The following is a 15,852-nucleotide window of genomic DNA, read 5'->3' on the forward strand; positions in this document are numbered from 1 at the left end:
GTAAGAAGAATGTCTTTCATAAGTTAGGTGAAGGACACATTCCTCAAGTGAACGGGCAAAATGTCCTTCATAGGGTATTTAAGGATCAAAAGTTCCTATTATAAGTTATTTAGGAGAAGACCTGACAAAGCTACCAATAAAACTAAAATAAATTCTTCTTTCATTCGTAAAAGGCCCACTGATGAACCCCGACAATTTTAAAGTTCTTCTCTAGAATCCTGCTGATTCTCTTTTTAGAACCAACCACACTACACCATTCATTAACCAAATTAGTTGTAATTTTCATACCTGGAAAAAGAACCTTTATTTCCTCTACAATCCTCAAAACAGCTGATTCAACCAATTCAACTTGTCCGCATTCCAAGCACCTACAGTTTCTTCCCTCGACTGTAATCAAAAAAGAATCGCAGGTTGAACAAGTAATTCCCTTTTTACACTGGCTATAATGATAAGTGGGTATCTGAGTATAAGAAGACTTGGAAATATGCAGTGAAACTAATAGTTCTGCTAGCTTTCTGTGCTTGTTATTTAATTTCAAGGAGGTGTTGTCAAAATTTTTCATGAAACTATTAATTTGTGTCGGATAAATAATAGGTTTGTCTTTAGGTGCTTGATAAAGGGTAAATTCGGGGTTGATAAAAATTACCTTTGCGTTAATGAAGAAATTGAAACCATGTTGATGTAGTAATTTTTGGAGTAAGGATTCACCTCGCTTTATTTGGTCGAGTGGATTGAGAATATCATTTTCAGACTTCTTTGGATAAAATTTGTCATCTTCAAAATAATAATCGCCTTTATAATTTTTTACCTCAAAAAGATGAAGCGTATCTTTGATGATTAGGGTATCGATTTGGAACGTCGTATTGTTAACCTTGAGTAACAAATCGTTTAGTATCAAACAATGACAATGAAGTTTTTCGGTTAACAAGTCAAACATCAATTCCCCTTCAAACCCCTTTTTTAGTTTTAAAAAGTACTGCTTATCATTTTCAGGTAAATTCATTCGTGTGTTTAAGTAAGATAGAATTTTTAATTCATCTGATTTAATACGTGATTTAAACAGCATACGCCACTTCCTTTCTCCGTGTCTTGCACAAGTTCATTTTATAAAAATTAAGGTGATGTTTAGAGGATAAAAATGTATATTTTGTTAACGTTTAAAAAACTTCATTATTTAGAAAATTCTTGACACAAATTTATTCCAGATGTTATTATTTTCCTCTGTGACTCAAGATGAATTAGGAGGGGAAAGCGGTTGATTCATGTGCAAAATATAAGTAAATCATTCAAGGTGGCCAAGCGCCAGACAGGCTTTCGCCAGGCGGCAAAGGCTCTTTTTTATCGAGAACATACAATTGTTGATGCGCTTAAGGATATCTCTTTTTCTATTAATCCAGGAGAAATTGTCGGCTACATCGGCCCGAATGGGGCGGGGAAATCAACCACGATAAAAATCATGAGCGGGATCCTGGTGCCTGAAACTGGGAATTGCTCCATCATGGGCTTCACACCATGGAAGGACCGGGTTCAGTATGTACAAAATATTGGAGTTGTCTTCGGCCAGCGCTCGCAGTTATGGTGGGATGTCCCGGTATTAGATTCGTTTGAACTGTTAAAAGACATTTACAAGGTACCGCAGCAAGAATATCAAACTACGCTCGATCTACTCATTGAAACACTCGAACTGCAAAACATGATCCATACACCCGTCCGCCAATTAAGTTTAGGGCAGCGGATGCGCTGCGAAATAGCGGCCTCACTCCTACATAATCCCAAAATATTATTTTTAGACGAACCAACCATTGGTCTCGATGCAGCCTCGAAAATAGCGGTCCGCCAGTTCATCAAAACGATTAACAAAGAGAAGGGAGTCACGGTGATCCTCACCACCCACGATATGAATGATATCGAAGCATTGGCCGACAGGGTCATCTTAATCGGAAAAGGGAGCTTATTGTATGACGGCCAGTTAGAGGAATTAAGAAAACAATTTGGTGCTCAGAAAACAATTACAGCTGATTTCCGCAAATATGCAAGTCCAATCCGGATTCCGCATGCAACCGTGCTTTCGCAGTCACCTGAACGGGTAGTTCTCTGCATTGATACCGAACAGGCGAACACATCCGAGATTATTACTCAATTGTCTAATCAGCTGGAGTTGATAGATGTCACGATTGAATCGCAGCCAATCGAGGAAATCATCCTCCAACTCTATAAGGAGTACCAAATATGAGGGTGTATCTATCTGTTTTGAAGATGAGGCTGAACATGGGAATGCAATACCGGACTGCGGCTTTGGCGGGGGTGGCCACTCAATTCTTCTGGGGTTTTATCGCGCTAATGGTATTTAAAGCTTTTTACGAACATGCCACCAATAGCCCGGCCATTTCTTTAAAAGAAATAACCACCTACATCTGGCTGCAACAGGCCTTTCTTGTTTTTATAACAATGTGGTTTCGTGATCAGGAGCTTTTTGATCTGATTACAAGCGGAAATATTGCTTACGAACTATGCCGGCCATGTGAGCTTTATGGTTTCTGGTATGCTAAGCTGCTAGCGCAGCGGCTATCCAGTGCCTTTTTGCGCTGTTTCCCCATTTTAATCATTTCATTCTTTTTACCAAAACCATATAACATGACCATGCCGCCTAGTTTCTCAGCCTTTGTATTATTCTTAAGCTCTTTAATACTAGGATTGCTGCTGCTCGTGGCCATTTCGATGTTTTTGTATATTTCTGTGTTTGTGACCTTGTCTCCAATGGGATCTCTGTTGGTGTTTAGTGTCCTCGGTGAATTTTTTGCCGGGTTAATCATTCCTGTACCACTCATGCCAGAGTGGCTTCAAAAAATCGCGAATGTCCTGCCCTTTCGATGGACGGCAGATTTTCCGTTCAGGGTGTACTCAGGACATATCCCGGCGCAGGATGCCATTATCGGGATCATCATTCAGTTTTTTTATTTGTTCGGTCTGATTTGGCTGGGGAGAACGGCACTAAACAACGTGTTAAAGAAAGTTGTCGTCCAAGGGGGTTAATCGACGATGGGAATCTACGTTAAATATTTATGGATTCACTTTAAATCACAAATGCAATACCGGACATCATTTTGGTTATTATCGCTGGGGCAATTTTTTATTCCATTTACGGTCTTTGCGGGTCTTTACTTTTTGTTCGAACAGTTTGGGCAAATTAGAGGATGGAATTTCTTTGAAGTGGCGCTTTGTTTTGGGATTATTCACATGGCCTTCGCGCTGAGTGAATGCTTTGCCCGTGGTTTTGATGCCTTTTCCAGTTTAGTTCGGACTGGCGAATTTGACCGATTACTGGTCCGTCCCCGCAGTACGTTTATCCAAGTTCTCGGATCGAAGTTCGAGTTTACGAGATTTGGCCGGCTCCTTCAAAGTGCAGTTGTTTTGTTCTGGGCCCTGGCCAATCTCAACATCGAATGGTCGATGATAAAAGCTGTCACTTTGGTGCTGATGATTGTTAGCGGGGTGTTTATTTTTACAGGCATCTACATCCTCGCCGCCACCTTGTGTTTTTGGACGATTGAAGGTCTTGAGGTGGTCAACATATTTACTGATGGCGGAAGGGAAATGGCGCAATACCCATTAAATATTTATCAAAAATGGGTGACTCGTTTTTTTACCTTCGTGATTCCTTTTGGAACAGTAAATTATCTGCCACTATTGTTTATTATAGGGAAGAACAGTGGGAACGAGTTCTATTACATGCTCACCCCCATTGCGGGCAGTTTGTTTATTCTTCCTTGTCTTCTAGTTTGGCAATATGGGGTAAAGCATTATCGCTCCACGGGTTCCTAATCAGGAGCCCGGCTTTGCATCTGCATTTTGTTATTGGTGAAATTGAACTGGAATGTTACATATGGTATATTAAAAAAAAAAAGATTGACCAAAAAACTAAAATGGTCAGTGGAGGTCGACATGGCAACCGATCGGAGAAAAATGATAGTAGAGGCAGCAACCAAGTCTTTTTCATTATTTGGCTATAAAGCAACAACGATGGATCAAGTCGCAAAACTGGCCAATGTTGGCAAAGGGACGATTTACACCTTTTTTAAAAATAAGGAAGAATTATTCGAAGAGATTATTTCAACCTTGGTGAAGGAAATGATTGCGGAAGCAGACTCTGTCATCCAACCAGGGTTACCTTTTACCGAAAACGTGCATCGGGCTCTTTATCGGTTATTAGAGTTTCGTTCCCAGCACCATCTGATGATTAAACTGGTCCAAGAGGAAACGGAAATGGGGACCTTAGCGGTTTCGGAAATGCTGCAGCACGTCGAGGATGAAATTATTGCTTATTTAAGACAGAAAATGGATGCCGCCATCGCCAAAGGGGCAATCCCAGCGGCCGATACTGAAATTACCAGCTTTCTGCTTTTAAAAATGTATATTGCCTTAATATCAGACTGGGAGAAGCATCATCAACCGATGAGTTCCGAACAAATTGCGGAAATCATGAAAGTGTTTTTAGTAAAGGGTTTGTCCACATAAAAAAGACTTGTACGCATCTGTACAAGTCTTTTAGTATTTATATCTGACTGCGGACATACCCGAAAAGGGGTCCATCCGCTTTTTCTATTTTAGAAGATAATAATTTTTTGAAGCAGTGGCAATAGCTGCACCCTTTTTACGATTGCTAGTGAATTCTTCCATTAAACTTAAGAATGTTCCAAAAAGGTAATTGACTACGGAACCGGCGAGTATTCCAAATCCTAGTGCAGTTAAGAAATAAGTGGTATTGTAACCGTTTGCAAATTGACCTAACAAAATAAAAATGATACCTATACTGCCTCCGAAGATAGCTGTTCTCTTAAATGTAAAAATACTCTTTAAGTGCTTTTCCTGCATCATCATCAACTCCTCTGTAAGAATATTCTATCAATTGTCACAAAATTGTCAAACTTTTTTTAAAAAATATACTTTGCTAATCAAAAATATTGCTTTTTTTAAAATTCACTTATTTAGGCGTTCTTGCCCATGACATGCTTATCGCGCAGGAGTCTTGCTGTATCCGCGTCCAATCAATATTGGTAAAATATCAACAATAACCTTTAACCAGCCAAAAATAATAAGGAGACCTAAAAAAATTAGGCCCCAGTCCTTACTTTTTTTTCGCTAGGTTTTCTTGTGCCATTTTCACTAGTTCCCGAACCATGCTGCCTCCGAGTCGGCCGCCTACTTTCCCTGCCTGCTCTGAGGTGAGTTGGCCATTATACCCTTTTTTCAATGGAACCCCGACTTCTTCGGCTGCTTCAAATTTCGCATCTTCTGGGTTCCCGGTATTTGCTACTTTTGCCTTCAACGCATCCAAGCCATTTCGCGCCTCTGGGACAAGGATTTTATTTCTTCTTCTCGCCATTAAAGTCCCTCCTTTAGTAGTAGGATTACCTGATTGTAAAAAATAATCAGAAGTCACTGGAAAAAACCATTTTAATCCAGTATAATAACTGGTAATAAATTCGGAAAAAATCAATGATAAAGAGAGTAGTTATCTAAGATGGTGCAGCGATTCAGGGGTGGTGAGAGCCTGAAACAGACTAGATAATGAAGCGCACTTTTGAGATGCGTGCCTGAAACAAACAGTAGGGTATGCCGGAGGGGTCCTCCGTTACAAAGGAAAGCTGGTTCATTATTTGAACAATTAGAGTGGTACCGCGGGATTATAACTCTCGTCTCTTTTAGTAGAGACGGGAGTTTTTTGCGTTTTAAAAAAATAGGAGGTCGAAGAAGATGAATTTTAAACAAGAGCTGGCGGCTCTTTTACATGATCTGCTTGACGAAGAGGTATCACTGACAGACCTGGAACTGATGATCGAAAAACCTAAGCAACAGGAACATGGCGATTTAGCTTTCCCTTGCTTTACGTTAGCAAAGCTGAAAAGAAAATCACCCAATGTGATTGCGGAGGAATTAAGTAAACAGATTGCTTCTCCACTATTTGAAAAAGTAACGGTGGTGGGTGCGTATCTAAATGTCTTTTTAAACAAAAAGACAGCTTCTGAACAAGTCGTGGGAGCGATCATCGCACAAAAAGGTAATTACGGTGCGCTCTCGTTTGGAAACGGTGGTGCAGTTACGATTGACATGTCATCCCCAAATATTGCGAAACCTTTCTCGATGGGGCATTTGCGTTCGACGGTCATCGGCAACTCCCTCGCACTAATTGTGGAGAAATGTGGCTATAAGCCGATTAAAATCAACCACCTCGGTGACTGGGGGACGCAGTTTGGGAAGTTGATCACGGCCTATCAACTTTGGGGAGATGCTGAAAAGGTTAAACAAAACCCGATTAAGGAGTTATTATCCCTTTATATAAAATTTCATGAAGAAGCGGAAAAGGATCCAGCCCTTGAAGATCAAGGACGCAGTTGGTTTAAGAAGCTGGAAGATGGGGACGAACAAGCATTAGAACTTTGGAAATGGTTTCGTGATGAGTCATTAAAAGAGTTTTCAAGAATATATGAATTAATGAACGTTCAATTTGATTCCTATGCTGGCGAGGCCTTTTATAATGACAAAATGGATCGAGTTGTTCAACTTCTTGAGGAACAGCACTTACTTGTGGAATCGGATCAGGCGCAGGTGGTTGAACTAACGGAAGAACAACTGCCGCCGTGCCTCATTAAGAAGTCTGACGGAGCCACCCTTTATGCGACCCGTGATTTAGCTGCCGCTCTGTATCGCCAGGAGGAATACCAATTTGTTCAATCTTTGTATGTGGTTGGCCATGAACAAAGTCTGCATTTTAAACAGTTGATTGCAGTGTTAGCAAAGATGGGCTGTGATTGGTCGAACCAAATGCACCATATTCCCTTTGGGATGATGCTAAAAGACGGCAAGAAAATGTCAACGAGAAAAGGAAAGGTTGTTTTATTAGAGGAAGTTTTAAATGAATCTATTGCGATGGCCCGACATAATATTGAAGAGAAAAATCCTACTCTTTCAAACAAAGATGAAGTAGCCAAACAAGTTGGCGTTGGGGCGGTTATTTTCCATGACTTAAAGAACAATCGAATGAATGATATTGAATTTTCGTTAGAAGAGATGCTTCGCTTCGAAGGGGAAACCGGTCCCTATGTTCAATACACATATGCACGGGCATGTTCGATTTTACGAAAAGCTGCTGGTAAGATTGAGTCGGCAGCTGCAACCTACACCAACTCATGGGAGAAAGAATGGAGGATAACAAGTCTCCTAATGGAATTCTCGCCTGCGATTAAGAGAGCCTGTCTCAACTTCGACCCGTCCCAAGTGGCAAAATATATTATTGACCTGGCACAGGCGTTCAACAAATATTACGCAGAGGTGAAAATCCTCGAGGACTGTGCGGAACAGCAGGCACGATTAGCTCTCGTCTACGCGGTAACAGAAGTTTTAAAAGAAGGGTTACGTTTAGTAGGATTGGAAGCCCCTATCGAAATGTAGGTTTCCATGAAGGGTGCCAATCCATTAAACTATAGATATGCAATCGAAAGGGAGGAAAAGAGAGATGAGTGAATTATTAATCAAGCATTTTGAGCTTGCAAGGGGAAGATTTGTTAACTTTGTGGCTGATCTAGAAGAGGGGATTGCCGGCGTTCAGCCTGAAGGATTTAATAATAACATTCATTGGCATGCGGGCCATGTTCTCACTGTTGCCGAGCAAGTGATGTTTGGCTTTCCGAAAAAATCAACCCAGCTGCCAGCCCACTACATGGCGTTGTTTGCCACAGGTACGAGTCCTGCTGCCTGGGAAGGAGATATTCCTCCTATGCAGGAATTAATCGTGCAGTTGCAAGAACAATTGACACAAATAAAAGAAATACCAGCGGAGTGTTTTATCGAGAGGCTGAAAACGCCATTCCTTGGTCAGGAGACCTTTGGTGAGTTAGCAAATTTTGCGATTTTCCATGAGAGTATTCATTTGGGACAGATGCAGGTAATGAAGCGTGTCATTGAAGCGGCCGTAAAATAGTTATAGCGTCATACATGAAAGCACGGAGTCTAAATAAGACCTCCGTGTTTTTTTTTGGAACACCGTCCATCATTTTTAATAGTTATTAGAAAAGTAGGGGAAAACTGAATAGTATTACTTTGTCTATATGAATTGACACAAAATGATAGCGCTTTTATAATCGACAACGTGTTTAAAGAATGTCGATTTTTGTCGTATTGCTATTTTCAACTTCTTACACTCCAAAATGGACACCTAGATAAGGGAGAGAATTATTTTGAAATACATATTATTTCTAGTAGCAGTGGTCGTTATTTTTTTACTAGCGTTTATTGCCAGCTCTAATAAAAAGGGAATTAAAATCAAGCCCATTATCACCATGCTTGTTTTGCAGCTGGTCTTAGCATTTTTACTATTAAATACAGAAGTAGGCCTTATATTGATTAAAGGCATATCAAGTTTGTTTGAGTATATTTTGAAGTATAGTGCTGACGGGATTAACTTTGTGTTTGGTGGAATCGCTAACAAAGGGGAAGGACCGTTTTTCCTAAACGTTTTGATGCCAATTGTGTTCATTTCTGTGCTCATTGGGATTGCGCAGCATATTAAAGTCCTTCCAATCATCATCCGCTTCCTCGGTTTGCTGTTAAGTAAAATCAATGGTCTCGGTAAATTAGAGTCCTATAATGCAGTAGCATCAGCTGTCTTTGGTCAATCGGAAGTTTTTATTTCGGTGAAAAAACAGCTTGCCTATTTACCTGAACATCGACTTTATACATTGTGTACCTCTGCGATGTCCACAGTCTCAGCCTCAATCTTAGGGGCCTACATGACAATGATTGAGCCAAAATATGTGGTTACTGCCCTTGTATTAAACCTATTTGGCGGTTTTATCATTGCGAATATCATTAATCCTTATGAGGTTACAGAGAAAGAAGATATTATTGATATTCAAGAAGAAGAAAAACAAACCTTTTTTGAAATGCTTGGAGAGTATATTTTAGATGGATTCAAAGTAGCGATCATCGTTGGGGCGATGTTGATTGGGTTTGTGGCCCTGATTAGTCTAATCAATCATGTATTTGCAGCGATATTCGGTATCAGCTTCCAAGTGGCTCTAGGGTATGTGTTTGCGCCGTTTGCCTTTATTGTCGGTGTGCCGGCGTCGGATGTGGTTAAGGCCGGTACCATTATGGCGACAAAATTATTATCCAATGAATTTGTAGCGATGATGGATTTAGCAAAAATCACTGATACGCTTTCAACAAGAACGATTGGGATCGTTTCGGTATTCCTTGTTTCCTTTGCCAACTTTTCCTCGATCGGGATTATTACCGGAGCGGTCAAAGGACTGAACGAAAAGAAAGGGAACCAGGTGGCCAAGTTTGGGCTTAAACTGCTGTTTGGCGCTTCACTTGTGAGTTTATTAACAGCGGCCATTACTGGTTTGATGCTTTAAGAACAATAGACTGCTTGGCTAGAAACATGCCAGGCAGTTTTTTTCGGCCTTTTGCGGATAATTTTCTTCATTAATCGTGCCATTTAGGATAAGACTAAGTAGTACAACTGCTATTAATTGCCTGTAACATGAAAAAATTGGTAGTTTCAAAAAGAAAACACTTCATATAACCAAGGGTATTGTGTTAAAATCAATCGGTAATTCTACTTCAAATTTGGTGGGTGAAACAAGTGCTCTCTTCTTTTAAGAGATTCTTAATCGGCCGGCCGTTAAAATCAACGGCACTAGGCGAACAAAAATTAAATATCCTAAAGGCTTTAGCGATTTTATCTTCCGATGCCTTATCATCTGTGGCATATGGGACGGAACAAATTCTAATTGTGTTAGCCACAGTTAGTGTCATTGCCTACTGGTACTCCGTTCCGATTGCAGTGGGAGTATTATTTCTATTAGCCGCCCTAATCTTATCCTACCGACAAATTATCTATTCCTACCCACATGGCGGTGGGGCTTATATTGTTTCAAAAGAAAATATCGGCGAGAAAGCGGGATTAATCGCAGGGGGATCTCTTTTAGTCGATTACATATTAACGGTGGCCGTAAGTGTTACCGCTGGTACTGATGCAATTACATCAGCTTTTCCAATACTGCACGCGCATACCGTTGGGATTGCCTGTGTCCTAGTTATCTTTATCACCATTCTTAATCTGCGCGGGTTAACGGAATCAGCGTCTATCCTAGCCTATCCGGTTTATTTGTTTGTAATAGCTCTGTTCATCCTCATTGGTGTCGGCCTCTTTAAAATTATGACCGGTAATGTTTCCCCAACCGTTCAGCATGCAGCAATTGGGACGCCGGTTCAAGGGATTACGCTTTTCTTACTGCTTCGCGCCTTTGCGTCGGGATGCTCGGCGTTAACCGGGGTTGAGGCCATTTCGAATGCAATTCCAAGCTTTAAAGATCCTGCACCTAAGAATGCTGCCAAGACATTAATTTTAATGGGAACGCTGCTAGCCTTATTATTTACGGGAATTACTTTCCTAGCCTATTATTACGGTATTTCGCCTAAGCATGACGAAACGGTCGTTTCACAAATTGCCAAAGAAACCTTTGGGCGCAATTATCTTTACTTTTTTGTCCAAGGAACGACTGCCATTATCTTAGTGCTGGCTGCTAATACTGGATATTCCGCATTTCCTTTATTAGCGTACGCACTTGCCAAGGATAAGTATATGCCAAGGATGTTTACGATTAGGGGAGACAGACTGGGGTATTCCAATGGGATTGTTTCCTTGGGTGTAGCTTCGATTATATTAATTATTGTTTCCCAAGGGAAAACGGAGTACTTAATTCCGCTTTATGCGGTTGGTGTCTTTATTCCATTCACCTTGTCACAATCAGGGATGATCATCAAGTGGTTACGGGAAAAACCGGCTGGATGGGTCGCAAAACTCAGTGCCAATTTAGTCGGTGCACTTATCACCTTAGCCGTTTTAATCATTTTCTTCTTAACAAAATTTAGCCAAGTATGGTTTGTGTTCATCTTTTTACCGTTAATCGTGTTTGCCTTCAAACGAATTAATTATCATTATGAAGCAGTAGGTGAACAATTAAGGATTCATCCAGACAATCCTGCCCTTCCGATTGAGGGGAATGTGATTATTGTACCGGTTGCAGGGATTACGAAGGTTGTTGAGAACTCGATTAATTATGCAAAATCATTAACGGATCAAATCTTTGCCGTTTATGTGTCGTTTGATCGTGAGGATGAAAAACGCTTCGAGGAAAAATGGCAGCAATGGCAGCCGGATGTGAGACTCGTTACCTTACAATCACATTATCGAAGTGTTCTAATTCCTTTATCGAAATTTATTGATACGGTTGAGCACAAAGCAAGCGAAAACAATTATCGGGTTACAGTATTGATTCCTCAATTTATTACCAAGAAAAGCTGGCATAATATCTTGCACAACCAATCGAGTTTATTAATTCGTACCTATCTTATTTTTAAAAAGAAGGTTATTGTGTCAACACTGCCATTTCATTTTAAAAAGTAAAAGGTGGGACGGACATTGGATTTTTTGGTTGAAAATAAGTGGGCCATCTTAGTGAGTTTAGAAGTATTAGCCTGGTCGTCCACTTTCTTTTTGCTGTATGCCAGATATGGAATGAAATCGAGCTTCTGGTTTAAAATAGCCACGGTTCTCTTAGTGTTAACAGGGGTTATTCCTCAAGTATTGATGGGCATTGTTAACTTTATCGCGACAAATAAAGTCGACTCGTTTACATTAATTATTGTTTTACTGATTTTATATGGTTTAACGATTGGGAAAAAACATGTGAAAAAGCTCGACACATGGGCGCAAAGAAAATTTTCAACACAAGAAAACCACCGAAATTAATCGGTGGTTTTCTTTGTCTTTTTGATTAAAAAATAGATTGCCCCTAGAACAATAGCTCCAATGATGGCAGGCATTACGTAGGGTTGTGCATACTCTTTAATATGCGCCCAGTTACTGCCTAAGACTTTTCCTAAGTAAAGGAACAGAATTGTCCATGGGATAACAGCCGCCACGGTGTAAAGCGTAAATTTGGCTGCTGACATTTTGGCAATACCAGCTGGAATGGAAATCGCATGCCTAACAACGGGAATGAACCGAGCGGAAAAAATAACCCCAGCACCATATTTTTCAAACCATTGTTCAGCTATATCAATATGATTCTTTTTAATCAAGACATATTTTCCGTATTTCTCCAAAAAAGGTCTGCCCCCAAAATAGCCGGCCCAATATAAGAACAATTGAGCGATTGTTCCGCCAACAGTCCCTGCAATGACGGCCCCGAAAAAATTGAGATGACCTTGCGATATCATATAGCCGCCATAACCTAAGACAATTTCACTTGGGATAATCTCGATCATTAATCCTAACGCAATCCCGAAATACCCCAATTGTGATAAGAACTCTAAAATCGATTGGATAAAGTCTGACATAATTCACCTTCGCTTAAGTAAATGATTGTTTCTCTCCTTACTCTAGTTTAAACCAGTTTGTCTATTTAAGAAATAATTATGGACCTTTTCTTTGAGACATTCCGGAAAAATTAAAAATGCAACGGAACGGAGCTGCTTTTTTTCTACATGAGATATTTTAAAAACATGGTGGCAATCCCAAAGTAGGTAAGCAGTGAAAAAATATCATTCAACGTTGTGATCAAGGGTCCTGAGGCAACCGCAGGATCAATTTTTAAGCGAAATAAAATAAGAGGAATAACCGTCCCTGCAAGGGTTCCGATGATAAGGGTGAAAAATAGGGAACTGCCGACAACAGCACCTAAAATGAGACTTCCCTGCCAGATATATGCAATCACTGCAATAAGAATAGAGCAGGTAATGCCGATGGTAATCCCAACACCAAGTTCCCTTGCGATTAAACGCGCAATCACACCTTTATCAATATCGTACGAAATCAGCCCTCTTACTACGACTGCCAGCGATTGGGTTCCTGTATTCCCGGTCATTCCGGCAATCATCGGCATAAAAAAGGCAAGCGCCACGACCTGTTGCAGGGTTTCTTCAAAACTGCTGATTATTCTTCCTGAAACCACACCGATAAATAATAGTAAGATCAGCCAGGGGAGCCTTCTTGCTGCTGCAACTAAAGTTTTTGTTTCAAAATCGATCGATTTCCCTGTCGCCGATAATTTTTCAATATCTTCATTGGCTTCCTTAATTACAATGTCAATGATGTCATCGACGGTGACAATTCCGACGAGAATATTGTCCTCATCAACTACCGGTATGGCTATAAAATCATAACGCCCGACGATTTGCGCGACAACCTCTTGGTCTGTTGATACCGTAACGTAAATGATCCGTTCATACATAATTGTACTTATTTTTTCATCTGGCTCTGCTAATAGTAAATCACGATAAGAAACCACCCCGACTAGCTTCCGGTCTTCATCAATAACATATAGATAGTTAATAGATTCGGCAAATTCAGCGAACACCTTAAACTTATCTACGGCTTCTCTAACCGTAAAATAGCTGCGAATCCAAACAAAGCGATTCGTCATGATTCTTCCGGCTGTTTCCGGCGGGTATTTCATAATATCTTGGACGGCAATAGATTCCTCTGCCTTCATTCCAGAAAGAAGGGAATCTTTTTTCTCTGGCGATACTTCATGCAGCAATAATGCCAGATCATCATTATCCATTAAATCAAGAACTTTACTAGACTTTTCAATTCCTAAAATATTTAATAAGCCAAGTTGATCCTCCTTATCGAGTTCTTCCATCAAGTCTGCAAGAACGTCAAATTTTAAAAACAGTAGAAATCGCCCTTTATGCTTTTCCGGGAGATCCTCATATATCTTGGCGATATCATAGGGCTGGAGTTCATCGAGAATACTCTCAAATTCCGTTTTTCTATTTTCCTTTAATGTTTTAATGATATATAAACTTAATTCATCTTGACTCATATCTTTAATCATGGCTGATGGACCAGCTCCTTATCTCGCTTATGCATAGATTCTGATTGGCCAAGGCTCTTTTCGTAAACTTTGTTTCCTTTGTATCCTATTAAGGGTCATTTACTAAGTTTCTAGGCAATTTACGCAAATGTTCGTACGAAAAGATGCCCCGACGTATCTAGTTATACAGATTGATGAATTTATACGAAAAACAACAATCTATGCGAAAATAGCCTTTGCCAAAGAAATATAGTTGAAAAAGGAAAATTAACAAATAATAATCAATAGGCATAAATTTAGTATGTGTCAATCAAACTTATTATTTGTAAAAGAATTGAAATAAGCTATTTGGACTATTATTTGATAAAATAAGGAAGTATTGACTAAACCATTTAATGTGTTGATCGGAGGAGTTGCTTTGAAAAAGCATCATCAAGACATACAGGATCTCATCTATGTCCATTTGAACCAAACAGACCAGTATGTACTGTCTTCCGGTATCGAATTTGCTGAATTCGCTGCTGCTTTTTCAGGTTCATTAAATCACTTGCTTTTACTAAAGCACCGCTTTGATGATGCTGATTTTAATATGCATACCCAACTTGAATACTGCCCGGATGAAAGAATAAACAAATTAGCTCAAGAAGATGTCTATAGTTACGGTAATTTCTGTTGGATTGATTTTATTGAGGAAGATGTGTTGAATGAACTGACTGGACAGGAAATCGCAGAACTATTGTACTTAGGTCATCAAAAACACCATCTAAAATTGCCTTTTTATAATAAACTGGGGAACCGTTTTGTTTATTTGGCTCAAGATGATGGCTGGTTTAACAAAACGTATTACCGAAGCTTCAAGGATTTCTTCCATATCCTTAGCGAAGTAGTGGCAGGAAAGCTTGGGGATCTTAAAATTGAAAAATCCATTCTTGGCTTTCGAAAGAAAAAGACCTATCCGCAAGTAAATAAAGAAATCCTTCTGTCCTTAACACCGTTCATTAAGGAAGGGATTTGTATTTCCTTACGAGATGCGGATCATCAGCGGAGCCGAATCGAAATTCCTGTCTGGGTAATTGGTGATTTCGCCAATATGGACGATATGGTCGAGGAATATGATCAAATCTCATCGAAACCATGTCATGCCAAAATCATTTTTGACAAAAAAACAAAGGAATGGAAGTTAAACGTCGTCTAATTTTCTATTGGATAAAACAAAAGTCCCACTCTCTTTGGGTGGGACTGTTTATTTGGAATAGCGAAAAAAGGGCACTTGGTCATACTTACGAAAACCATAGATTAAATAATCCTTCGTTCACGCCTAAGTTATACATATAATAAATTCCGAATAATATGCTGATTATGCCAGCAAGGTTATTCAAATATCGATTCACTTGCTTACCGGATGTTAACACAAAGGGGATCCCAATCACGGTTGAAAAGCTGAGCATCCCAAAGATAGTGCCACAACCGAAAATAAGTATGTATAAGGCACCTTGCCATGCAGACGAAACTGTACTCATGGTTAATAAAACCATGGCCGCACTGCCGGCTAGCCCGTGAATGAGCCCGATGAAGAAGGATTTAAGATGAGTCCGAGCTTTTTTTTCATGGTCCGAAGTGGTATGGGAATGAGGATGACGCTGTTTCATAAAAGTTAAAATACTATTTAGGCCGAGACTAACGAGCATGATTCCGACGATAAATTCAAGACTCAGTGCAACTGTATCTGTGATCGTATTTTTGGCGACAATCAAAAACATTCCGAAAATAAAAAGGGTGGCCGTGTGCCCAATGCCCCAGTAGACACCAGCAAAGATGGATCGTTTTAAATTCTTAGATTCGCTCGCTATGGTGGATACTGCAATAACATGATCAGGCTCGATTGCATGCTTAATTCCTAGCAAAAAGCCTAATAATAAAATCGATAAAAGTGATCCTGTCATGAACTCGCCTCCAATCAAAC

At 39.9% G+C, this 15,852-nt stretch carries 16 protein-coding genes and 1 other annotated feature; of the genes, 10 read left to right on the forward strand and 6 right to left on the reverse strand.

Annotated elements, in window-relative coordinates; translation table 11 throughout:
• Positions 1–160 precede the first annotated feature (160 nt).
• Positions 161–1,066 (reverse strand): nuclease-related domain-containing protein, encoded by a 906-nt coding sequence (locus V7137_RS11270; protein WP_335698179.1) that lies wholly within the window; start codon positions 1,064–1,066, stop codon positions 161–163.
• Between the two features lie 198 nt (positions 1,067–1,264).
• Here V7137_RS11270 and V7137_RS11275 point away from each other — a divergent pair, with 198 nt between their 5' ends.
• From V7137_RS11275 to V7137_RS11290, 4 genes are all read left to right on the forward strand, one after another.
• On the forward strand, positions 1,265–2,233 hold the full coding sequence (locus tag V7137_RS11275; protein WP_420490118.1) for an ABC transporter ATP-binding protein: 969 nt from the start codon (positions 1,265–1,267) through the stop codon (positions 2,231–2,233).
• A complete protein-coding gene (locus tag V7137_RS11280; RefSeq protein ID WP_335698181.1) occupies positions 2,230–3,033 on the forward strand; it encodes an ABC transporter permease in 804 nt (267 codons plus the stop codon). The genes V7137_RS11275 and V7137_RS11280 overlap by 4 nt, the downstream gene beginning before the upstream one ends.
• Positions 3,034–3,039: 6 nt before the next feature.
• A complete protein-coding gene (locus V7137_RS11285) occupies positions 3,040–3,822 on the forward strand; it encodes an ABC transporter permease (protein WP_335698182.1) in 783 nt (260 codons plus the stop codon).
• Positions 3,823–3,942: 120 nt separating this feature from the next.
• Positions 3,943–4,515: a TetR/AcrR family transcriptional regulator gene (locus tag V7137_RS11290; RefSeq protein ID WP_335698183.1), complete on the forward strand. Its 573-nt coding sequence runs from the start codon at positions 3,943–3,945 to the stop codon at positions 4,513–4,515.
• 84 nt (positions 4,516–4,599) lie between these two features.
• On the opposite strand, the gene V7137_RS11295 is transcribed toward V7137_RS11290, so the two are convergent.
• Both V7137_RS11295 and V7137_RS11300 read right to left on the reverse strand, forming a co-directional pair.
• Entirely contained in the window at positions 4,600–4,872 is a 273-nt protein-coding gene (locus tag V7137_RS11295; RefSeq protein ID WP_335698184.1) for a hypothetical protein, read from the reverse strand.
• 253 nt (positions 4,873–5,125) lie between these two features.
• Positions 5,126–5,383 carry an alpha/beta-type small acid-soluble spore protein gene (locus tag V7137_RS11300; protein ID WP_218350719.1) on the reverse strand — a complete coding sequence of 86 codons (258 nt, stop codon included), beginning with the start codon at positions 5,381–5,383 and terminating at the stop codon, positions 5,126–5,128.
• Between the two features lie 104 nt (positions 5,384–5,487).
• Positions 5,488–5,704, forward strand: a binding site (T-box leader).
• A gap of 50 nt (positions 5,705–5,754) precedes the next feature.
• On the opposite strand from V7137_RS11300, the gene argS reads away from it, so the two are divergent.
• The 5 genes from argS (at position 5,755) to V7137_RS11325 (ending at position 11,818) form a co-directional block, all read left to right on the forward strand.
• Positions 5,755–7,449, forward strand: coding sequence for an arginine--tRNA ligase (gene argS / locus V7137_RS11305; protein ID WP_335698185.1), 1,695 nt, complete (start codon positions 5,755–5,757; stop codon positions 7,447–7,449).
• Between the two features lie 64 nt (positions 7,450–7,513).
• Entirely contained in the window at positions 7,514–7,978 is a 465-nt protein-coding gene (locus V7137_RS11310; RefSeq protein ID WP_335698186.1) for a DinB family protein, read from the forward strand.
• A 256-nt stretch (positions 7,979–8,234) separates the two neighbouring features.
• Positions 8,235–9,416: a NupC/NupG family nucleoside CNT transporter gene (locus tag V7137_RS11315; protein ID WP_335698187.1), complete on the forward strand. Its 1,182-nt coding sequence runs from the start codon at positions 8,235–8,237 to the stop codon at positions 9,414–9,416.
• Positions 9,417–9,646: 230 nt separating this feature from the next.
• Positions 9,647–11,473, forward strand: a complete 1,827-nt coding sequence (locus tag V7137_RS11320) for an APC family permease (protein WP_335698188.1) — start codon at positions 9,647–9,649, stop codon at positions 11,471–11,473.
• A 15-nt stretch (positions 11,474–11,488) separates the two neighbouring features.
• Positions 11,489–11,818, forward strand: coding sequence for a hypothetical protein (locus tag V7137_RS11325; protein ID WP_335698190.1), 330 nt, complete (start codon positions 11,489–11,491; stop codon positions 11,816–11,818).
• Here V7137_RS11325 and V7137_RS11330 read toward each other — a convergent pair.
• Both V7137_RS11330 and mgtE read right to left on the reverse strand, forming a co-directional pair.
• Positions 11,815–12,408 (reverse strand): DedA family protein, encoded by a 594-nt coding sequence (locus V7137_RS11330; protein ID WP_256358469.1) that lies wholly within the window; start codon positions 12,406–12,408, stop codon positions 11,815–11,817. The genes V7137_RS11325 and V7137_RS11330 overlap by 4 nt on opposite strands.
• Positions 12,409–12,551: 143 nt before the next feature.
• The gene (gene mgtE / locus V7137_RS11335; RefSeq protein WP_335698191.1) at positions 12,552–13,910 is read right to left on the reverse strand and encodes a magnesium transporter; all 1,359 of its coding nucleotides are present in this window, start codon (positions 13,908–13,910) and stop codon (positions 12,552–12,554) included.
• 397 nt (positions 13,911–14,307) lie between these two features.
• On the opposite strand from mgtE, the gene V7137_RS11340 reads away from it, so the two are divergent.
• The gene (locus tag V7137_RS11340) at positions 14,308–15,084 is read left to right on the forward strand and encodes a hypothetical protein (protein ID WP_218350712.1); all 777 of its coding nucleotides are present in this window, start codon (positions 14,308–14,310) and stop codon (positions 15,082–15,084) included.
• Positions 15,085–15,169: 85 nt separating this feature from the next.
• On the opposite strand, the gene V7137_RS11345 is transcribed toward V7137_RS11340, so the two are convergent.
• Positions 15,170–15,832, reverse strand: coding sequence for a sulfite exporter TauE/SafE family protein (locus tag V7137_RS11345; protein ID WP_335698192.1), 663 nt, complete (start codon positions 15,830–15,832; stop codon positions 15,170–15,172).
• Between the last annotated feature and the right edge of the window lie 20 nt (positions 15,833–15,852).

The organism is Neobacillus drentensis (assembly GCF_036962765.1).
Lineage (GTDB): Bacteria > Bacillota > Bacilli > Bacillales > Cytobacillaceae > Neobacillus > Neobacillus drentensis_C.